At 66.1% G+C, this 20,333-nt stretch carries 18 protein-coding genes and 3 pseudogenes; 6 read left to right on the top strand and 15 right to left on the bottom strand.

Annotation, left to right across the window (positions count from 1 at the left end; translation table 11 throughout):
• Positions 1–3: 3 nt before the first annotated feature.
• A complete protein-coding gene (locus Rhe02_RS33045) occupies positions 4–234 on the top strand; it encodes a transcriptional regulator (protein WP_203912358.1) in 231 nt (76 codons plus the stop codon).
• A 27-nt stretch (positions 235–261) separates the two neighbouring features.
• On the opposite strand, the gene Rhe02_RS33040 is transcribed toward Rhe02_RS33045, so the two are convergent.
• Together Rhe02_RS33040 and Rhe02_RS33035 are read right to left on the bottom strand one after the other, a co-directional pair.
• Positions 262–825 (bottom strand): YceI family protein, encoded by a 564-nt coding sequence (locus Rhe02_RS33040; protein ID WP_203912357.1) that lies wholly within the window; start codon positions 823–825, stop codon positions 262–264.
• 75 nt (positions 826–900) lie between these two features.
• Positions 901–1,323: an organic hydroperoxide resistance protein gene (locus Rhe02_RS33035; protein WP_203912356.1), complete on the bottom strand. Its 423-nt coding sequence runs from the start codon at positions 1,321–1,323 to the stop codon at positions 901–903.
• A 78-nt stretch (positions 1,324–1,401) separates the two neighbouring features.
• On the opposite strand from Rhe02_RS33035, the gene Rhe02_RS33030 reads away from it, so the two are divergent.
• On the top strand, positions 1,402–1,974 hold the full coding sequence (locus tag Rhe02_RS33030; protein WP_203912355.1) for a TetR/AcrR family transcriptional regulator: 573 nt from the start codon (positions 1,402–1,404) through the stop codon (positions 1,972–1,974).
• Positions 1,975–2,051: 77 nt separating this feature from the next.
• A complete protein-coding gene (locus tag Rhe02_RS33025) occupies positions 2,052–2,741 on the top strand; it encodes an iron-dependent transcriptional repressor DtxR (RefSeq protein WP_203912354.1) in 690 nt (229 codons plus the stop codon).
• Positions 2,742–2,804: 63 nt separating this feature from the next.
• On the opposite strand, the gene Rhe02_RS33020 is transcribed toward Rhe02_RS33025, so the two are convergent.
• From Rhe02_RS33020 to nrdR, 8 genes and pseudogenes are all read right to left on the bottom strand, one after another.
• Positions 2,805–3,473: a class I SAM-dependent methyltransferase gene (locus Rhe02_RS33020; protein ID WP_203912353.1), complete on the bottom strand. Its 669-nt coding sequence runs from the start codon at positions 3,471–3,473 to the stop codon at positions 2,805–2,807.
• Positions 3,474–3,477: 4 nt separating this feature from the next.
• A complete protein-coding gene (locus tag Rhe02_RS33015; RefSeq protein WP_203912352.1) occupies positions 3,478–4,218 on the bottom strand; it encodes an ABC transporter permease in 741 nt (246 codons plus the stop codon).
• On the bottom strand, positions 4,215–4,937 hold the full coding sequence (locus tag Rhe02_RS33010; protein WP_203912351.1) for an ABC transporter ATP-binding protein: 723 nt from the start codon (positions 4,935–4,937) through the stop codon (positions 4,215–4,217). The genes Rhe02_RS33015 and Rhe02_RS33010 overlap by 4 nt, the downstream gene beginning before the upstream one ends.
• 81 nt (positions 4,938–5,018) lie before the next feature.
• Positions 5,019–5,654, bottom strand: coding sequence for a PadR family transcriptional regulator (locus Rhe02_RS33005; protein ID WP_203912350.1), 636 nt, complete (start codon positions 5,652–5,654; stop codon positions 5,019–5,021).
• 103 nt (positions 5,655–5,757) lie between these two features.
• Positions 5,758–7,242: pseudogene (locus Rhe02_RS50810) on the bottom strand (ribonucleotide reductase barrel domain-containing protein); the annotation flags it as partial.
• Between the two features lie 24 nt (positions 7,243–7,266).
• A pseudogene (locus Rhe02_RS51035) lies at positions 7,267–7,767 on the bottom strand (LAGLIDADG family homing endonuclease); the annotation flags it as partial.
• A gap of 429 nt (positions 7,768–8,196) precedes the next feature.
• A pseudogene (locus Rhe02_RS50800) lies at positions 8,197–9,846 on the bottom strand (vitamin B12-dependent ribonucleotide reductase); the annotation flags it as partial.
• A complete protein-coding gene (nrdR, locus tag Rhe02_RS32985) occupies positions 9,843–10,316 on the bottom strand; it encodes a transcriptional regulator NrdR (RefSeq protein ID WP_203912349.1) in 474 nt (157 codons plus the stop codon). The gene nrdR and the pseudogene Rhe02_RS50800, both read right to left, overlap by 4 nt.
• 235 nt (positions 10,317–10,551) lie before the next feature.
• Here nrdR and lexA point away from each other — a divergent pair, with 235 nt between their 5' ends.
• Positions 10,552–11,319 carry a transcriptional repressor LexA gene (gene lexA / locus Rhe02_RS32980; protein WP_373320742.1) on the top strand — a complete coding sequence of 256 codons (768 nt, stop codon included), beginning with the start codon at positions 10,552–10,554 and terminating at the stop codon, positions 11,317–11,319.
• A gap of 7 nt (positions 11,320–11,326) precedes the next feature.
• Here the strand turns inward: lexA and Rhe02_RS32975 are convergent, their stop codons facing one another.
• Both Rhe02_RS32975 and hflX read right to left on the bottom strand, forming a co-directional pair.
• The gene (locus tag Rhe02_RS32975) at positions 11,327–12,883 is read right to left on the bottom strand and encodes a YncE family protein (protein ID WP_203912347.1); all 1,557 of its coding nucleotides are present in this window, start codon (positions 12,881–12,883) and stop codon (positions 11,327–11,329) included.
• 34 nt (positions 12,884–12,917) lie between these two features.
• Positions 12,918–14,282, bottom strand: coding sequence for a GTPase HflX (hflX, locus tag Rhe02_RS32970; RefSeq protein WP_203912391.1), 1,365 nt, complete (start codon positions 14,280–14,282; stop codon positions 12,918–12,920).
• 158 nt (positions 14,283–14,440) lie between these two features.
• Between hflX and Rhe02_RS32965 the strand changes: the two genes are divergently transcribed.
• Positions 14,441–15,874 carry an NAD-dependent malic enzyme gene (locus Rhe02_RS32965; protein WP_203912346.1) on the top strand — a complete coding sequence of 478 codons (1,434 nt, stop codon included), beginning with the start codon at positions 14,441–14,443 and terminating at the stop codon, positions 15,872–15,874.
• Here Rhe02_RS32965 and dapF read toward each other — a convergent pair.
• Positions 15,801–16,607, bottom strand: a complete 807-nt coding sequence (gene dapF, locus Rhe02_RS32960; protein WP_203912345.1) for a diaminopimelate epimerase — start codon at positions 16,605–16,607, stop codon at positions 15,801–15,803. The two genes, Rhe02_RS32965 and dapF, sit on opposite strands and share 74 nt — an antisense overlap.
• Positions 16,604–17,515: a tRNA (adenosine(37)-N6)-dimethylallyltransferase MiaA gene (gene miaA / locus Rhe02_RS32955; RefSeq protein ID WP_203912344.1), complete on the bottom strand. Its 912-nt coding sequence runs from the start codon at positions 17,513–17,515 to the stop codon at positions 16,604–16,606. The genes dapF and miaA overlap by 4 nt, the downstream gene beginning before the upstream one ends.
• A gap of 186 nt (positions 17,516–17,701) precedes the next feature.
• Between miaA and Rhe02_RS32950 the strand changes: the two genes are divergently transcribed.
• Positions 17,702–18,910: a DUF349 domain-containing protein gene (locus Rhe02_RS32950; RefSeq protein WP_203912343.1), complete on the top strand. Its 1,209-nt coding sequence runs from the start codon at positions 17,702–17,704 to the stop codon at positions 18,908–18,910.
• Positions 18,911–19,054: 144 nt separating this feature from the next.
• Here Rhe02_RS32950 and Rhe02_RS32945 read toward each other — a convergent pair whose 3' ends face one another.
• A complete protein-coding gene (locus tag Rhe02_RS32945; RefSeq protein ID WP_203912342.1) occupies positions 19,055–20,332 on the bottom strand; it encodes an ABC transporter substrate-binding protein in 1,278 nt (425 codons plus the stop codon).
• Position 20,333: the final 1 nt, after the last annotated feature.

Below are 20,333 nucleotides of genomic sequence, written 5' to 3'. Positions count from 1 at the left end.
GGCATGTCTGCACCCGATGCCGTGATAACGGCCGCCGCGGTTCTGGAAAACAAGGTCGACCTGCGCGCCTATCCCTACCGCTACCTGTCGGTCTACACCTACAACAAGTTCCGTGGCGACGGAGTGCGGCAGGTGCTCGCGGCAGCGGAGGTGTTGAGCCATCAAGGGTTTGACCTGGTCAACATCAGCGAGTTCAGCGGTAACCAGATTTACGCAATAATGTGCCGGCGGTGATACCCGCCGGCACATGGAGTTTGAGAATCAGGCCTGCTTGATGGCAGAAATCTCGAACTCGAGCACAATCTTGTCGCTGACCAGGACGCCGCCGGTCTCCAGAGCCGCGTTCCAGGTGATGCCATAGTCCTTGCGGCTGATCGCGACCGAGCCCTCGAAACCGACCCGCTGGTTGCCGAACGGGTCAACAGCCGCGCCTTCGAAGGCGAAGTCGATGGTGATCGGCTGGGTGACGCCGCGCACGGTGAGGTCGCCGGTCAGCTGGAAGGTGGTGTCGTCGAGCTGCTTGGCGGCGGTGGAGACGAAGGTGATCTCCGGGAACTCCTCCATGGCAAGGAAGTCGTTGCTGCGCAGGTGACCGTCGCGCTGCTCGTTACGGGTGTCGATGCTCGTGGCCTTGATGGTGACCGAGACCGTGGACCGGCTCGGGTCGTCGCCGTCGAGGTGGGCCGTTCCCTCGAAGTCGTTGAACGCACCGCGCACCTTGGTCACCATGGCGTGACGGGCGACGAAGCCGATCCGCGAGTGCGCGGGGTCAAGGCTGTACTGGCCGGTCAGCTCGGAAAGCGTGGGGGCGACAGTGGTGGTCATGTGAACTCCTTGGATAGTTGCGTTTTCAACTACCGCTAGCTTAGCGCCGATTGTTGAACCGTCAACAACCAACACTCATAGCGTGACACGGGTCACCTCAACCTCTATGTTGCCGCGGGTGGCGTTCGAATAAGGGCAGACCAGGTGCGTGGTGTCCACCAGTTTCTGGGCCGCTTCGTCCTCGATCGTGGCCGGCAGGGCGGCCCGCAACGCGACGGACAATCCGTACCTTCCCTCCCCGATCGCGCCCAGGCTCACCTCCGCGGTCACGGTGGCGCCGGTCGCGTCGAGCTTCATCCGGCGCGCGACGGTGTGCAGCGCGTTGCTGAAGCAGGCCGCGTATCCCGCCGCGAAAAGCTGCTCCGGGTTGGTGCCCACGCCGTCGCCGCCGGCCTCAACGGGAGGGGACATCTGCAGGTCGAGTTTGCCGTCGCTGGACGTGGTGCGGCCCTGGCGGCCACCGATCGCGGTCGCGGACTCCGTGTAAAGCGGTTTCATGTGATCTCCTCCGGGGGTAGAACGATCGTTCCACTGCTCGCCCGACAGTAGACCGAACGTTCTGTTACTGTCAAAGCCGTGAGCATCACGGCCAGCCCAGCCCGCAGCCGCCTGCTCGACACGGCAGCCCGCCTCTTCTACACCGAAGGCATTCAGGCTGTCGGGGTTGACCGGCTGGTGAGCGAAGCGAAGATCACACGAGCCACCTTCTACCGCCAGTTCCCCGCCAAGGACGAGCTGGTTCGCGCCTACCTCGAACGGACTCACCAGGCGGTCCGCACCAAGGTGGAAGAGCTTGCGAAGCAAGCAAAAACCCCGCGCGATCTGATCAGCGCACTGGTCGGCTGGCTGGTCGAGCTCGCCTGCACCCCGGGCACACGTGGCTGCGCGTTCATCAACGCCGCCGCCGAGTACCCTGACCCTGACCATCCGGTGCGCGTGCTCATCGCCGAGCATCGGCGCTCGGTGCACCAAGGGCTCCGCCAGCTCTTCGCCGACGCCGGGCACCCCCACCCCCAGCAGGCCGCCACCACCCTGATGCTGCTTCGCGACGGCGCCATGGTCGGCGGCGCCCTCGATGATCCAGCAGCTACCCGGGCCGCGCTCAAGCAGGCAGTCTCCACGCTGCTGGAGGAATATTCACCCCACTGACATCGCTGGCCTCGATAACCACCCCTGTCACACGGACCCAATAGAATTGCGCAAGCCGCTTGGAGGGACCGCCGCACATGTCACACGATCTCATCGACACCACCGAGATGTACCTGCGCACCATCCTTGAGCTCGAGGAGGAAGGCGTGCCACCGCTGCGGGCGCGCATCGCGGAGCGGCTGCACCAGAGTGGTCCGACCGTCAGCCAAACCGTGGCCCGCATGGAGCGTGATGGCCTGGTACAGGTGGTCGAGACCGACCGGCATCTCGCCCTCACCGAAAACGGCCGTGCCCACGCCGTGGCGGTGATGCGCAAGCACCGGCTCGCCGAGCTCTTGCTGGTCAACGTGATCGGCATGCCCTATGAGGAGGCGCACGATGAGGCCTGCCGCTGGGAGCATGTGATGAGCGACGCGGTGGAAAAGCGGGTCTACGAGATGCTCAACCGCCCGACCCGTTCCCCTTATGGCAATCCGATTCCCGGTCTCGACGCCCTCGACACCGCCGCCAAAGACGCGCCGGCCCTTGGCCCCACCGAGCGAAACCTCGCCTTCCCCGGCCTGACCGGCCCGGTCGTGGTGCGCCGCATCTGCGAAAGCGTGCAGACCGATGCCGAGGTGCTGCGCCAGCTGCACGCGGCAGGCATCGATCCGGGCACGACGGTCACGGTGGCTCAGGAGCGAGACGGCGTCCGCATCGACCAGGGCAGCGATCAGATCAGGCTGCCCCGTGAGGTCGCGTCGCGGGTCTTTGTCACCGCCCGCTGACAGTCCATACCGGACGCCGGCCGGCCTCCCCATTCGGGTGAGACCGGCCGGCGTCTTGGCATGTCAGGGATGCCTTGTCAGGCGCACCTCCAGGCCGATGCCCTCCGTGTGGATCTCACAGGTGCGAAAGGGGCTCGCGGCCACCAGCTCGCGGAACCGCTCGGGCGAGTAGGCCCGCCGCCTCAGCCCGGCCAGGGCCAGCCTGGTCATGAAGGCGTTGAACCCGCTCAGGCGCATCCCGCCCACCTCTGCGGCGATGTCCGCGCGTGACGCCTCCCGGCTCATGTCCTCGATGATGGCAAGGCCGGCTGGGCGCAGTACCCGATAAATCTGAGAAAGAGCCCGGCCTGGCTCGGCGAAATTCTTGAACGCGGCCTGGCAGATGACGAGGTCGAATGATTCTGCCGCAAACGGCATTCCGGCGACATCGCCCTGCCTGAAGTCCACCTTTACCCCTGCCCGCTGAGCGTTCTCCGCGGCGATCTGCACGAAGGTGCGGCTGACATCCAGCCCGGTCACCTCGATATGGTCGTGCCTGGCCAGCTCGACGGCGAAATAGCCCGGCCCCGGCGCGATCTCCAAAACCTTTGCCCCGGCAGGCAATGTTCCGGCCAGACGCTCCGCCTGGATCCGGTAGGCGTCGAGCTGACTGCGCGTGCCTCGCTGCCGCGCATACCAGCGCGCCATCGTGCCCTCCATCTCGGGCATCAGCTTGAATCGCTTCTTTTCCATTGGCCTACACCGTTTTCTGATAGGACCGGAAGGTGAAGGTCGATAGCCAGACCATGAGCGCCGCGAGCACGAGCAGCCAGCCGCCGGCCAGCGGGAGGGTGCCGCGGGCCATTTCCAGGGCCCAGTTCACCGGATTCGCCGTGGCGATGGCCTGCATCCAGCCCGGCATAAGGCTTTTGGCCATGAACGCGGTGGACAGGAAGGTGAGCGGCAGCAGGAGGAAGATGCTCAGGCCGATGATGCTTTCCCGCTGCCGCAACGTCATACCGAGCACATTGGACAGCGCGCTGAAGACGATGCCCAGCAGCATCGAGGCCAGCACGAGCGTGATCGAGCCGGAGACGCCGCCTGTGTAGTGCGCGCCGGCCGCCGAGCCGATGAGCACTATCAGCGTGGACTGGATACCGGTGCTGACGGCCTGCACGATCACGTTGGCGTTCATAATCGCCGCCCGGTTGACCGGGGTGGTGAGGAAGCGATTCATGGTGCCGCGCTCGATCTCCTCGATGGTGCCCATTCCCGCCCACATGCTCGCCGACACGGCGTTCATCACCACCACGCCCGGCACCAGATAGTCCAAATAGGACGCAGTACCGAAGCCGGGCAGCTCGACCACGCGCCGGAACAGGTTGCCGAACAGGAACAACCAGACCATCGGCTGCACGAGCGTGATGACCAGCACAGCGGGCTGGCGCACCAGCGCCTTGAGCTGGCGATGGGTCATCCACCAGGTGTCGGCGATCATCTGATCCCTCCCGCGTACTGCAGGTACACGTCGTCGAGCGACCGCTCGCCCTTGAGCTGCGCGGGAGTGCCGCTGACAACGACCCGGCCACTGTCCACAATGGCCAGACGATCCGCCAGCCGATCGGCCTCCTCGAGATAGTGGGTGGTCAGCAGGATGGTCAGGCCCTCCGCCCCGGCCAGCTGCCCGATCTCTTGCCACAGGGCCGTTCGCGCCTCGGGATCCAGACCCGTGGTCGGCTCGTCGAGGAACAGCACGACCGGCCGGTGGACCAGGCCCATGGCCACATCGAGGCGGCGCTGCATGCCGCCGGAGTAGGTGCGCACCGCACGTCCCGCCGCCTCGGCCAGGCCGAAGCGGTCCAGCAACTCGTCGACACGCCGCTTGAGCGCCACGCCCCGCAGCCGATGGAGACGGCCCTGCAGGGTGAGGTTGTCGCGGCCGGAGGCCATCGGGTCGGCTCCGGAACGCTGCGCCACCACGCCGATCGCGCGGCGCACCCGCTCCGGATGGCGCGTCACGTCATGCCCGGCCACAGAAGCGCTGCCGCTGTCGGGCCGGGCGAGGGTGGTCAGGATTTTGATGGCCGTGGACTTTCCGGCCCCATTCGGGCCCAGCAGCCCGAAAACTTCGCCGGCTCGCAGAGCCAGGCTCAGTCCGTCGAGCGCACGCACGCCCGATGGATACGTTTTGACGAGGTTGGTAGCCTCGACTTGCATGACAAATCTCCTCTTCACGGGTGATGTGTTCGTGCTCTGGTCCCGGCCGTGGTGCTGCAACACCGCGGCCGGGCTTCTTCGTCATTCCTCTTCCAGCAGCCGCTCCCAGTCGCTGATCGGCTCGCCGGTCTCGTGGTAGTCGCGCCACTGCTGAATCCCGGCAAGCGAGCCATCCATCAGCTCCTTGCGCAGCCCGCTCACCCACGCGGCTTCGGCTTGGGTCATCGCCAGCGCGTACTCGGCCTCGACGAGGAACAGGCGCGGAACCTGCTCGCTCTGTTTGAGCGCTTTGCGCTGTCGCGCAATGTTTTCGTCAAGCGCGCGCAGCCGCGCCGCCAGCAGCTCGATGACCTCGTCGGGTGGCAGCACGCCCAGCACCGATAGCGCGGCTTCGAACCTGTGCAGCTCCGGCTCCGGCTCGGCGACCAGCTCACGCAGCCAGTCGCGCACCTCGGCCCGCCCCGCGTCGGTGATCGCATAAACGGTGCGCTCGGGTCGTCGGCCTTCCCGCTGACTGCCCGTCTCTTCGATGAGGCCGTGCTTCTCCAGGTTCTGGACGACCGTGTAGAGCGAGCCCCACTTGATCTTCATGTCTTGCTCTTTGCCCGTGCGGCGAAGAATCCCTGCCATTTGGTACGGATGCATCGGCCGCCCCGGCGCAAGAAGGGCAAGCAGCGCCAGAGCGAGCAGGTTGCCCACCTTCCGCCGCTTCGCCATGACACACTCCTCGCGCCCGTATACTCGTCTACGAGCATACAGCAAGGACGAAAAAACGGCCGCCCGGTTCTTGGCTACCGGGCGGCCGTTCGGCTTAGCTATCTCAGCTGCAGCCGCTGGTGGAGCCGCACCCCTCGCACACGTAGCAGCTGCCCGCCGGGCGCATCTTGGTGCCGCAGGTGTAGCACAGCGGCGCGTCGGAAGCCTTACCTATCAAGGCTTCCAAGGCCTCGGTGGACGAGCCCACCCGGCCCGACGGCAACGCCGGTCGCTCCTCATCCTGCGCGACGGCAGACGGCTGATACTCGACCCCGGCCTCTTCCGCCTCAAGGCGGGCCCGGCGCTCCGACGCCGTGAAGACGCCGAGCTCCGCGCGCTGCTCGTAGGGAAGGAAGTCGAGCGCGAGCCGCCGGAAGATGTAGTCCATGACCGAGTTCGCCAACCGGATGTCCGGGTCGTCGGTCATCCCGGCCGGCTCGAACTTCATGTTCATGAACTTCTCGACATAGGTGCGCAGCGGGACGCCGTATTGCAACGCCACCGACACCGCGATCGAGAACGCGTCCATCACCCCGGCCAGCGTCGAGCCCTGCTTGCCCAGCTTCAGGAACACCTCACCCAGACCATCGTCCGGGTAGGACGATGCGGTCAGGTAACCTTCCGCGTCACCGACCGCGAAGGACACCGTCTGCGACGGGCGCTTCTTGGGCAGGCGCTTGCGCACCGGCCTGTACTCGATGACCTTCTCGACCGCCTTCTCCGGCTCTGCGGGCGCGGCTTCCTTCTTCTTGCCACCCACGCTGAGCGGCTGCCCCACCTTGCAGTTGTCCCGGTAGATCGCCAGCGCCTTGAGCCCCAGCCGCCAGCCGTCGAAGTACATCTTCTCGACGTCTTCCACCGTCGCCGTCTCGGGCATGTTCACCGTCTTGCTGATCGCGCCACTGATGAACGGCTGCACCGCGGCCATCATCAGCACGTGCCCCATCGGCTCGATCGACCGCTCACCCATCGCGCAGTCGAAGACCGGATAGTGCTCGCTCCTCAACCCGGGTGCGTCCACCACATGCCCGTGCGCCGCGATGAACTCGGTGACCGCCTCGATCTGCTCCTCCTGGTACCCCAGGTTGCGCAGCGCCCGCGGCACGGTCTGGTTGACGATCTGCATCGATCCGCCACCGACCAGCTTCTTGAACTTCACCAGCGCCAAATCGGGCTCCACACCCGTCGTGTCGCAGTCCATCATGAAGCCGATGGTGTTGTGGCTGACGAAGCCGCCGGCCACGTAGGTCACGTTCTCCGGAACCGAGAGGTCGTAGGTCGGCTGGATTCCGCCGTCCTCGTTGGCCTCCACGGTCTCGAACAGGTAGCCCAGAGCGTGACCCAGGCGCGGGTCGAAGGTCTCCTCAAAGACCCGGCGGGCCACGAAACGGCTGACCCCACCGGACTTCTTCAAGGACAGCTGCGCGGAGTTGCGCAGGCGATGCCCAGCCGGGATCAGCTCCTCCCACGCCGCGGACGGGAGGTAGACCCTGTCCCTCTTGTAGCCGGACGGATCCGGCTCAAGCCCGGCCAGCAGCGAGTTCTTGCGGTCGCCGAGGAACCCTACCGTCTCGTCGAAGTTCAGGGCGTGATCCAGGTTGCGCACCCTTACCTGATGGATGTCGCCGCCCCAGCCGCTTTCGGTCCTACGAGTAGTGGTCGCGATGCCCAGCGCCAGCAGCATGGTGGACAGCTCCGCCGCGAACCGGTCGCTTGCCGTGGACAGCGCCGGAACGTGACCGGTCACCGAACCGTCCGCCTCGAACAGGCCGCGCAGGAACGCCGCGTAGACCTCGGCGTCGTTGCTCTCCAGCACCGCCGACGGGACCCGTGGCGTCCAGCCCTTGCCCGAGTGGTCAAGGCCCGGCAGGTCCTTGGCGAAACCGGCGGCCTGCCACCAACGGGCAAGGCGCACCGACTGCAGCACGACCTCCTGGTAGCCCTCAGCCTGGGTGACGACCGGCTCGAGCCCGAACAGGCTCTTGCTCAGAATCCGCAGCCGCTCCACCACATCGAGGTCGGCGTCGGCAACGGACAGCCTGATTCCCTTGGCGTGCAAGCTTCCGTCGCCCATGAAGTAGCCGACGAGCTCGGCCAGCTCGCAGTCCATCGCGTCCGGCACCCGGATGCCACGATCGCCGGTGTAGTAGGCCTGATCGAGAACTGGCAACGGCACCCGCCGCGGCCCGCCGACCAGGGTCTTCATCTGCATCGGCACGATGTCACCGGCGGCGATGTCGGCAAGGCGCTTCCACACCCAGCTTCCCGAGTCACGGTCGACCACCTTGATCCGGTGGGCGAGCGTGCCCTGGATCCGGTAACCGGCCTGCGTGACGATGCGCCGCGTCGGCTCCTCGCCGTTGACGAAGAACTTCGTCGCCTGGCGCGGGCCTTCGTCGGTCGAGACCTGCATGTCCAAGCTCTGCCAACGGTCGCCGTAGACATCGCCGATCTCGCTGAGCCGCATCAGGCCACGGTCGGTGGTCACCAGGGTGTCGCCGGTCAGGCAGCCGGTCGGCGCGAGCACGCTCGCCTGCGCGTTGCGCCAGCCCTGCTTCTCACCGAGTTTGTTGCCGGCCTGCCATTCGCGTTGCGCCGCCTTGGCCACTGCCGCCGCGACCGGGCCGTGGGGCTTGAGCGCCTGGGCGGCCTCGGCGTGCAGGGTCATGACCTTCTTGTGCGGCAACGCATTGCGGGCGTAGCCGTCGTAGGCGCCGACCACCGCGGCCAGCTCTGCCGAGCGGCGATAGGCCGTACCCGTCATCAGCGCCGTGATGCCGGCGGCCAGCGATCGACCGCCGTCGGAGTCGTAGGGCAGCCCGGAGGCCATCAGCAGCGCGCCGAGGTTGGCGTATCCGATACCCAGCTGGCGATAGGCTCTGGTGTTTTCGGTGATTTTCACCGTCGGGAAGTCGGCGAAACAGATGGAGATGTCCATCGCCGTAATGACCAGCTCCACCGACTTGGTGAACTGTCCAATGTCGAACGTGCCGTCGGCCTTGAGGAACTTCATCAGATTCAACGACGCCAAGTTGCATGACGTGTCGTCCAGATGAAGGTACTCGGAGCAGGGATTGCTTGCGGTGATGCGCCCCGTTTCGGAGCAGGTGTGCCAGTGGTTGATGGTGTCGTCGTATTGGATGCCCGGGTCGGCGCATTCCCACGCCGCCTGGGCCATGCTGCGGAACAGGGTCTTCGCGTCGACGGTCTTGATGACGCTGCCGTCGAGGCGCGCGACCAGATCGAAGGGCTTGCCCGCCTCGACCGCCTTCATGAACTCGTCGGAGACCCGCACGGAGTTGTTGGCGTTCTGGTATTGGACACTGACGATGTCCTGACCACCGAGGTCCATGTCGAAGCCGGCGTCGCGCAGGGCCCGGATTTTGTCTTCCTCACGGGCCTTGGTGACGATGAAGTCCTCCACGTCGGGATGGTCCACGTCGAGGATGACCATCTTCGCCGCCCGCCGGGTCGCGCCGCCGGACTTGATGGTGCCCGCCGAAGCGTCGGCGCCGCGCATGAAGCTCACCGGCCCGGAAGCCGTGCCGCCGGAGGAAAGCAGCTCCTTGCTCGACCTGATCCGGGAGAGGTTGATGCCCGAACCCGAGCCCCCCTTGAAAATCAGGCCTTCTTCTTTGTACCAGTCCATAATCGAGTCGACAGAGTCGTCAACGGACAAAATGAAACACGCTGAGACCTGCTGAGGCGAGGCGGTGCCCACGTTGAACCACACCGGGGAGTTGAAGCTGAACACCTGGTGCAACAGCATCCAGGCGAGCTCGTGCTCGAAGACTTCGGCGTCATCGGCGGTAGCGAAGTAGCCGTGCTTCTCACCGGCGTTGCGATAGGTCTTGACGACCCGGCCGATCAGCTGCTTGAGGCTCCACTCGCGTTCGGGGGTGCCCACCGCGCCCCGGAAGTATTTGGTGGTGACGATGTTTGTAGCGTTGACGCTCCAGAAGTCCGGAAATTCCACACCGTGCTGTTCGAAATTGATCGATCCGTCGCGCCAGTTGGTCATCACGACATCGCGGCGCTCCCAGGAAACCTCATCGAAGGGATGGGCGCCCTCAGTCGTCCATACCCGCTCGATGCGCAGGCCACCACTTGCCCGGTTGCGCTTGGCACTTGCAGTGTTGCTTTCCCCCATCATTCGCCCCCTTGCTGACCGTCGTCTTTTTTGGATGCTCGGAGATTGTCTATTTCGCGGATGAAGTCGTCCGCTGATTGGAAGTCCTGATACACGCTCGCGAATCGCAGGTACGCGACCTCGTCGAGCTCGCGCAGTGGGCCCAGGATGGCCAGGCCCACCTCTTGACTGGGGACTTCGGCGGCGCCGCGGGCCCGCACCACGTCTTCCACCCGCTGCGCCAGCAGGGCGATGGCGTCTTCGGCCACCGGCCTACCCTGGCAGGCCTTGCGCACCCCATTCATTATCTTCAATCGACTGAAGGGCTCGGTGACACCGCTGCGCTTGACGACCGCGAGCACCGCTTCCTCAACCGTGGTGAACCGTTTTCCGCACTCGGGGCAGTGCCGCCTGCGCCGGATCAGCGCGCCATCATCGGCTTCGCGCGAGTCGACGACCCGGGAATCCGGATGGCGGCAGTATGGGCACCGCACGTCACACCCACCCTTCGCTTGTGATCACAGATAGTGACCATCCCACGACGCTAACCCCAATCTATAGAGGATTAGCCGGATGTCACCACAAGATGTTGTGGCTTGACCCTAGGCTCGGATCGCATCCGATTCAAGTCGCGACACGGTGTGTCGCGCGCCGCACTTTAGGACGCTAGTACGATTGCACTAGGTGTCGTACAGATGTTTGAAAGTTGAGTCATGTCCGGTTAGAGTCATGCCGTCACGAAGATGCGAATGGGAGTCTGCGATGTCCCCAGTTGATCGAGCGCGCCCTGGACGGCCGCCCTCCGCCCCTGTAGGCGCAGGGCCGATGCGTTCCGTGGCGCCCACGGCCGCCACCGTGAGCGACCTGGCCGAGTCAGATCTGAGCAGCCGGCAGCGACGGATCCTGGTGGTTATCCGGGAATGGGTGGAGCAATACGGCTATCCCCCGACCGTGCGCGAAATTGGTGACGCGGTGGGCCTGGTCTCCCCGTCGTCGGTGGCTTATCAGCTCAAAGAGCTTGAGCGCAAAGGCTTCCTGCGCCGCGACCCGTCCCGCCCGCGCGCTGTCGACGTGCGCGGACCGTCCGATGACGACGATGGCGCCCGCATCGCCCGGCCCACGCCGGCCTATGTGCCGCTGCTCGGCCGCATCGCCGCCGGTGGCCCGATCCTGGCCGAGGAGCAGGTGGAGGATGTGCTGCCGCTGCCTCGCGAGCTGGTCGGGCAGGGCACCCTCTTTTCGCTTCACGTCAAGGGCGACTCGATGATCGAGGCGGCAATCTGCGACGGCGACTTTGTGGTTGTGCGCCAGCAGCCCACCGCGGAAAACGGCGACATCGTCGCCGCGATGATCGATGGCGAAGCCACCGTGAAGGTCTACCGCATCCGCAACGGGCACGTTCAGCTGGTGCCGCGCAACACGGCCTATCAGCCGATCCCGGGCGACCAGGCCACGATCCTGGGCAAGGTCGTCGCGGTGATGCGGCGGCTGCCGTAGCTCAAGCTCACCGATACTGCTGCGGGGGCTGCCCGTAGCCCTGGTCGGGGTACTGGTACTGCTGGGGCTCCTGATACGGCGGCGGTGGCTGCTGCCCGTAGCCGTAGTTGGGTTGCTGGCCGTAGCCCGGCTGGCCACCGTAGTTCGGCTGCTGTCCGTAACCGGGCTGCGGTGGGTAACCCGGGTCTGGCTGCGGATAGCCGCCCTGATCCGGATAGCCCTGTTGACCCGGATACCCCTGCTGGTTCGGCTGCGGGTATCCCGGCTGCTGGTTGGGGTAGCCATAGCCCGGCTGCTGGTAGCCGTAGCCGGGCTGTTGCCCATAGCCCTGGTCGTAGAATTCGCCGCCCTGCGGCGGATAGCCCTGATTCGGGTGAACGTTGCGGATCAGGCGCGTCTCCTCGGCCAGCTCCTCGTCCTCGTCATCGTCGCTGCCCCGCTTGCGGGAGCGCAGGATGCCGAAGACTCCCAGCAGCACCAGCAGCAGGCCGACCACGCCCACCGAGCCGATGAGCAGGTAGAGCCGATCGGTGCTGGAGACCAGCGAAGACCACCAAGCCTTCTCCGCGGCGGGAGCTTGCGGCGCCGCGGCCGCGGGCGAGGTCTGGGTCGCGGTGTTGGGGACGTAGCTCAGCACATCGGGCTTGCGCTTGTCCTCGGCAAGCCGATCGGTCTCCGAGACGGTGAGGAACTTGGTGCCGTCGGCGGAGTAAGCGATCGACTCGCCCAGCGGCTCCATCGGCAGCGGCGTGATCCGGGGCTTGCCTTGGGTCAGCGCGCCGATGATGTCGCCGTTGGTCACGGTCCATTCGAAGGCGTCGGCGTAGGTGCGCAGCGCGACCTTGGTCTTGTCCGTCGACATGGCCGCACCGGTGACGGCCACCCGTCCCGCCGCCCCGAACACGTTTTCCGTCTCGGTCTTGGGCAGGGTCACCTCGCCGGCCAGTTTGAGGGGGACGCCGGCGGGGGTGCCTTTCTCCAGTGGCTTGGTGGCAACGTAGATCTTGGCCGGGCCGCTGGTCGGCTTGGTGATGATGATGGGCAGACCGTCGCTGCCGATCAGGAGCGCTTCCGCGTTGGGCTTGGCACCGTCCGGATAGGACATACGGTACGGCCCGTCGATCTTGTCGTCGACGATCTTCCACACCGCGACGGTCGCCCGCACCCCGGTGTTGTCACCAATGTCACCGATCCAGATCGTGCCGTCCGGCCCTATCGCCAGGTCCTCGGGGTCGGCCGGGCCGGGCGTGGGGAACGCCAACGGGGTTCCCACGAGCTTGCAGTCGGCGCTGTCGAACTTGAAGACGCGTTTGCGCGCCGCGGTGTCGGAGCTGTCGTTGACCGCGTAGAGGAAACCGTTGGCCACCACCAGACCGGACAGCTCAATGGCGTTCTTGTCAGCGATCGTGCAGACAGTGCTGCCGCGTTTGGCGTCGTTGGCCCCAGCCACGGCGGTGGGGGTGGGCGCTGGCGTGGGCGCAGCCGCAGCGGCGCTGACAGGCACCGCAGCGAGCAGCGCGCCTGTCAGCGCAACAAGAACGACCCGAGCTCCCGTGAACTGCATCGGGACAGTCTGACACACCGTTGTGGCCAGTTGCCTACCCCAGCGTGCCCACCTTGATCCACTCCTCGCCGGTCAAAGCGAACGGAGCCAGCTCAGCGGCCAGCTCAGCGTCGACCCGCGCCCGCAGTCGGGTGCCACCTTCGGCATGAACGGATTCAAGTACCTCACCCTTGCGGTGGATGCGGTCGACCAGCTCACCCCGGTCGTAGGGAACCAGGAGAAGCAGCTCGATCGCGGGGCGTGGCAGCCTTTCCTCGATCGCCAAACGCAGCTCGTCGAGCCCCACCCCGGAGCGGGCGGAAACGAAGATCGCTTCTGGCCAGTCGTGTTTCAGACGCAAAAGCGTTTCCTGCGCCGCGGCGTCGACCTTGTTCACGACCAACAGCTCGGGGATGCGTTCAGCGCCAACCTCGGCGAGCACCTCGCGCACCGCGCGCACCTGCTCCTCCGGATCGGGGTGAGCGCCGTCCACCACGTGCAGCACCAGATCGGCCTGCGCCACCTCCTCCAGCGTCGAGCGGAACGCCTCGACGAGCTGGTGCGGCAGATGCCGAACGAATCCCACGGTGTCCGAGAGCGTGAACTCGCGGCCGTCGCGGGTGGTGTCGCGCCTGGTGGTGGTGTCAAGAGTGGCGAAAAGCGCGTCCTGCACCAGCACTCCGGCCCCGGTGAGCTGGTTGAGCAGGCTCGACTTTCCGGCGTTGGTGTAGCCGGCGATGGCTACAGCCGGAACAGACTTACGCCTGCGATCGGCGCGCTTGGTTTCCCGTACCGTCTTCATCTCAGCGATCTCACGCTTGAGCTTGGAGATACGGGTGTGAATGCGCCGCCTGTCCGTTTCGAGCTTCGTCTCACCCGGCCCGCGCAGACCCACGCCTCCACCGGAGCCGCTGGCCGAACCACCGGCCTGCCGGGAAAGGGCTTCACCCCAACCCCGCAGCCTTGGTACCAGATACTGCAGCTGCGCCAGCTCGACCTGCGCCTTGCCCTCCTTGCTCTTCGCGTGCTGGGCGAAGATGTCCAGAATCAGCGCCGTCCGGTCGATCACTTTGACCTTCGTGCGCTGTTCCAGGTTTCGCAGCTGGCTCGGTGAAAGCTCACCGTCACAGATGACCGTGTCGGCGCCGCTGGACTCCACCGCCGCCCGAAGCTCATCGACCTTGCCACGACCGATGAAAGTCGCCGCGTCCGGCTGCTGACGCCGCTGAATCAAGCCCTCCAGAACCTGGGAGCCGGCGGTCTCGGCCAAGGCGGCAAGCTCGGTGAGGGAATTCTCAGCGTCGACGATGGTCCCGGTGGTCCAAACCCCGACCAGAACTACGCGCTCGAGGCGAAGCTGCCGGTATTCGACTTCGGTGACATCGGCCAGCTCGGTGGACAGACCGGCCACACGACGCATCGCGTGCCTTTCCTCCAGCTCGAGCGAGACCTCATCCGCTTGTTCCTCTATTTGATGATTAGTACGCAAGTTTGCCTCCTCACCCTCGATGCTGGCATGTGGTAGGTGTGGAGCGCGACCGCATTCTGCAGACACTTTCTTTCAAGAGGGGTGGCACCGTGGCCTCCATCCGGCTCCCGAGCGCTGGATTTTCGATCACCATCCGCGTCGCGGTGACGGCTGACGCCTCCGCGATCGGCCGGGTCACCACCGCCGTGGGCGAGGCGGGGGCGATCGTCACCGCGCTCGACGTCGTCGACTCCGATCATGTTCGGGTGGTCGCCGACCTGACCTGTGACACCGCGGACAGCAAGCACGCCGACCAGGTCGTCGAGGCGCTCAAGGCCCTCGCCGGGGTGGAGGTGCGCAAGGTCTCGGACCGCACGTTCCTCCTGCATCTAGGCGGCAAGATCGAAGTCACCCCGAAGATCGCATTGCGGAACCGGGATGAACTCTCCCGGGCTTATACCCCGGGCGTGGCCAGGGTATGCCAGGCCATCGCCGAGAACCCGCAGGACGCGCGGCGGCTGACCATCAAGCGCAACACCGTGGCCGTGGTCACCGATGGGTCGGCCGTGCTGGGGCTGGGCAACCTCGGCCCGCTCGCCGCGATGCCGGTGATGGAGGGCAAAGCCGCGCTGTTCAAGCGGTTCGGCGGGGTGGACGCCTGGCCGGTCTGTCTGGACACCCAGGACACCGACGAGATCGTCAATATCGTCAGGGCCATCGCGCCCGTGTACGGCGGTATCAACCTCGAGGACATCGCCGCCCCGCGATGCTTCGAGATTGAGGCGCGCCTTCGCGAATTGCTTGATATTCCGGTCTTTCACGACGACCAGCACGGGACGGCGATCTGTGTGCTCGCCGCGTTGACCAATGCGCTTCGCGTGGTGGGCAAGAAACTCGGCGACGTCACCGTCGTCGTTTCGGGCGCCGGGGCCGCCGGCACCGCCATCATGAAACTCCTTCTGCGCCAAGGGGTTGGCAACATCATCGCGAACGACCGGCGCGGCGTCCTGCACCGCGGGATGCCCGATCTCACGCCGAACTGGGCGTGGCTGGTCGAGCACACCAATCGCGAGAACTATTCGGGCGATCTGGCCGGCGCGCTCGTGGGCGCGGATGTCTTCATCGGAGTGAGCGCGCCCAACATCCTCACCGGCGACGACATTGCCCGGATGGCCCCGCGCTCCATCGTTTTCGCGCTAGCGAACCCGGATCCAGAAGTCGATCCGCGCGCGGCACGCGAGCATGCCGCGGTGGTCGCGACGGGAAGGTCGGACCAGCCCAATCAGATCAACAATGTGCTGGCTTTCCCCGGTGTGTTCCGGGGCATGCTCGACGCGCAAGCCCGCGAGTTCACCATCGACATGGCGCTGGCCGCGGCGCAGGCGATCGCCGACGCCGTCGGCGAGGACAAGGTGAACCCGAGCGTGATCGTGCCGAGCGTCTTCGACCCCAAGGTGGCTCCGGCGGTGGCTAGCGCTGTGCGCGCTGTCTCCCTTGCGGCCACGGGTGCTCCGCTGGACTCACAGGTCGACCCGTCAAGCTAGCCGGGTCGGCCTCACCGGTGGCCACCAGCACCGCCGGCCCGGCCAGCCAGGAGGTTTGCTCATCGACGGTGACCCGCAACCGGCCGCCGGGGACATCGACGGTTACCGCACCCGTGGCGTCGCCCAAATGGTGCAGCGCGGCCACCCCGACCGCGGTGGCGCCGGTGCCGCAGGAGAAGGTCTCGCCCGAGCCGCGCTCGTAGACCCGCATCCGCACGTGTCCCTCGCCCACCCGCTCGAAATAGGAAACGTTCACCCCTTCGGGGAAGAAGGTATCGTCGTACGCGGGCTGGCGGGACAGGTCTATCTTGTCGACACTGTCCACTTCGTACACCAGATGCGGGTTGCCCATGGAGATCGCGAGCCCGTCCCGGGAGATGCCCAGAATCCTTGGCGCGCCCATGTCGACGCGGATGCCGTCCCACTCCAGGTAGGCCGTGCGCACCCCGGCCCGGGTCGCCACCTCGATCTGCGAACCCGACGCAAGACCGGTCTCCCACAGGTACCGGGCGAAAACCCGAACGCCGTTGCCGCACATCTCCGACAGGGAGCCGTCTGAGTTCCAGTAGTCCATGAAGTAGCGGGCGCCTTCGCGCGCCACGCGCAGCACGCCGTCGCCGCCGATGCCGAAGCGCCGATCGCAGAGCGCCACCACGAGATCTGGGCTCAGCTCAACCGATTCGTCCACGATGACGAAGTCGTTTCCTGTTCCGTGCCCTTTGGTAAATTTCATTGCGAATTTCCTGCCGCCGACTTCTGCGCTAGTGCGAGAGCCTGGTCGGCCAGGCCGGCCGCCATCCCGTCAAGCCAGACTATCGAACTGTCGCGACGCAGCCACGACCGTTGCCGGCGCACGAAGCGTTTCGTGCCCTGAACCGTCGCCGCGTGCGCCTCCTGCTCGGTGCACTCGCCTGCCAGGTAGGCCAGGACCTGCTGGTAGCCGAGGGCGCGGCTGGCGGTCAGCCCGTCGCGCAGACCCTGGGCCTCAAGCGCCCGAACCTCATCAACCAAGCCCTGCTCCCACATCAGATCCACCCGACGCGCAATGCGTTCATCAAGGTCAGCGCGATCGACTGCCAGCGTCAGCACCTTATATACCGGTGTCGGCGCGGGCAGCGAGGCCGTGAACGGCTGCCCGGTCAGCTCGATGACCTCGAGCGCCCGCACGATCCGGCGGCCGTTGGTGGGCAGGATCCGGGCGGCGGCCGGCGGGTCGAGCCCGGCCAGCCGCTGGTGAAGGACGGCCGGCCCGGTCGTGGCCAGCTCCGCTTCGAGGGCGGCGCGCAACTCGGAAGAGGTACCCGGAAAAATGAAATCTTCGAGAACGGCGCGCAGATAGAGTCCTGAGCCGCCGACCAGCAACGGCACCCGGCCCCGGGCCAGAATGTCATCGATGGCGCGACGGGCCAGCACCTGGTACTCGGCGACGCTGGCCGGTTGGGTCACGGGCCATATGTCCAGCAGGTGATGCGGAACACCATCTCTTTCCGCCACACTTAATTTGGCTGTGCCGATGTCCATCCCGCGGTAGAGCTGCATAGAGTCGACATTGACAACTTCACCACCCAAGGCGTGGGCGAGCGCCAGCGACAGCGAGGACTTTCCCGCGGCTGTTGGCCCGGCGACCGCGATCACACTCATTACGTAAACGTAACCGGATCGTGCCCTTGACTGGACTCCTGACCTGATGCGTGCCGACCATATACGCCGTAAGGTCGCATGCGGTCACTGCTCAAACATGGGTCAGGGCAGAATGGGCTGCGGGACCACTGTGCTATGGCGGCGAGCTGTTACAAAGCAGACGCCGGGAAGAACGAGGGATCGAAGATGAGCGACTGGGCGAGCTACGGCCGGGTGGACGCCGACGGAACAGTCTGGGTCAAGACCTCCGCAGGCGAGCGTACCGTCGGATCATGGCAGGCGGGCACGCCCGAAGAGGGTCTCGCTCACTTTGTCCGGCGCTACGAGGACCTGCTCACCGAGGTCGTCCTGCTGGAGACACGTCTGGGCTCGGGCGCTGCTGACGCGGCGCACACCCTCACCACCGCCAAGCGTCTGCGCGGCGGGCTCGACGAAGCCCACGTGGTAGGCGACCTCGACGGTCTCGGCCAGCGCCTCGACCTTCTGATCAGCGTCGCCCAGGAGAAGGCCGCCGAGGCCAAAGCGGCCCGCGACACGGCCCGCGCCGAGGCGGTTGCCCGCAAGACCTCGCTGGTCGAGGAGGCCGAGAAGCTCGCGGCCGAGTCCACCAGCTGGAAGGCCACCGGCGACCGCTTCAAGGAGATCCTCGACGAGTGGAAGACCATCCGCGGCGTCGACAAGAAGGCCGACGGCGAGCTGTGGAAGCGCTTCTCCGTCGCCCGCGACAGCTTCACCCGCCGTCGCGGCGGCCACTTCGCCACCCTCGACTCGCAGCGCAAGCAGGCCCAGTCGGCAAAGGACGAGCTGGTAGCCGAGGCAGAGGCGCTGTCGGAGTCGACCGACTGGAAGGCCACCACCGATCGCCTGCGCGAGCTGATGGACCTGTGGAAGGCCGCCCCGCGCGCCTCCAAGGAAGCCGAGCAGAAGCTGTGGGAAAGGTTCCGCGCCGCCCAGGACGTCTTCTTCAACCGCCGCAAGCAGATCTTCTCCGAGCGTGACGCCGAGCAGAAGCAGGCGCTGACCCGCCGCCAGGAGCTGCTCACCAAGGCCGAGTCGCTCGACATCGAGTCCGACCCCAAGGGCGCCCAGGCCGCGATGCGCGAGATCCTCGGCCAGTGGCACGACACCGGCCGGGTGCCGCGCGAGTCAATGGCCAGTCTCGACCGTCGCCTGCGGGCAGTCGAGGAGCGGGTGCGCGAGGCCATGGACGCTGCCTGGCGGCGCACCGAGCCGTCGGCCAACCCACTGCTCACCCAGATGCGCGACCAGGTTGCTGAGGCCCAGGCCCGCCTCGAGCGCGCCCAGGCAGCCGGCGACGCCAAGCGCATCAAGGAAGCCGAGCAGGCCCTCAACACCAAGAAGAAGTTCCTCGAGCTCGCCGAGAGTTCTAACTAGACCGAAAGCGAAGCGCCGCAGCCTTTCTTGGGCTGCGGCGCTTTTCTTTGCCTATCTATATATTTTTGCGCCGGTCCGTGGTGGTCGTTCGCCGCAACTCCCGTGCGGCGAACGACCTGTCCGTGCTTCCAGCGCTAAAAGCCGTTACAGCTTGGCGAAGCAGGGACCTTCTAGCTTGTAGGCCTCGGCGGTCTTGCCGACCTTGAGGTCCTGGACCATCACGCCACCGGTCGGGGCCGTCTTGTCCGGCTTGTAGAAGGCGGTCATCTTGAGCTGACCGGCCGCGCCGGCCTTGTAGTTGCCGGCGGTCGCGGGCAGCATGCCCTCGTAGTCCACCGACTCCAGGGACTTCACCGCGGCGAGCAGGCCCGCCCGGGTCAGGTCCTTGTTGGCGGCGGCCTTCGCCAGTGCAGCCTTCAGCGGGTAGGACCAGACCCAACCCGAGGTGTAGCCATCGCTGGGCGTCACACCGGGCAGAGCCTTGCGCATCGCCTCGTGGCCCGGGGTGTTGGTGGCCCAGTTGTTCCACGGCGCGCTCTGCTCGTAGAGGGCGGCCAGGGCGGGCGCCGCGGCGCTGGCGTTCAGGGCCGGGTTCCACGTCGGGCTGGTGCCGATAAAGCGGCCGGTGAAGCCGCGAGCGGCAGCCTGGCCGACGATGGTGGCCAGCTCGGTCGGGCCGGTGGTGACCAGGACGAGATCAGGCTTCTTGGCGATGATCTCGGCGATCGCGCCAGCCTGCTTGTCGGCACCCGAGTCGGTCTTCAGGTGAGAGAAGGTCATGCCCAGCTTCTCGGCGGCGATCTTCGCACCTGCGGCCGCGTCGTCGCCATAGTCACCGGCGTAGTGGATCGACAGAACGCTCTTGGGCTTGTACTTGTCCGCGGCGTAGTCCATGGCGTTCATCGACTCGATGCAGTAATTCGCACCGGATTCGATGATGACGTCCTCGAACGCGTAGGCCGACGTCCACGCGGCCGGGGCGGCCACGATGTTGCTGGCCTTCATGTCGGCCAGGATCGCGGCTGTCGTGGGCGAGCCCAAGGTCTGCGCCAGCGCAAGGATGTTGCCCTTGATCTGGTCGTAGACCTCCTTGTGCACCTGCGGGTTGTACTTGTTGTCCCGGATGTAGGTGGTGACGTCGACCTCGTAGCCGCCGATGCCGCCCGCGGTGTTGACCCGCTTCCAGAACGCCTTCTGCGCGTCGGTGATCGGCACGGCCAGCGCCTTGAACGGGCCCTCGGTCAGGTCGGAGATGATGCCGAGATAGATGCAGCCCTTGGCCTTGTCGATGGCGTCCTTGCACGGTTCCTTGGTGACGCCGATGTCGGTCTTGATGCCGCCCGCATCCGTGGTGGTGTCGCCACCACGGCATGCGGTGAGCGAGACCGCAGCAACTAATATCAATGCCGCTATTCGCTTCACG

The organism is Rhizocola hellebori (assembly GCF_016862955.1).
GTDB lineage: Bacteria > Actinomycetota > Actinomycetes > Mycobacteriales > Micromonosporaceae > Rhizocola > Rhizocola hellebori.
The sequence above is the reverse complement of the archived record's forward strand: the minus strand, read 5'-3'. Positions and strand labels throughout refer to the sequence as shown.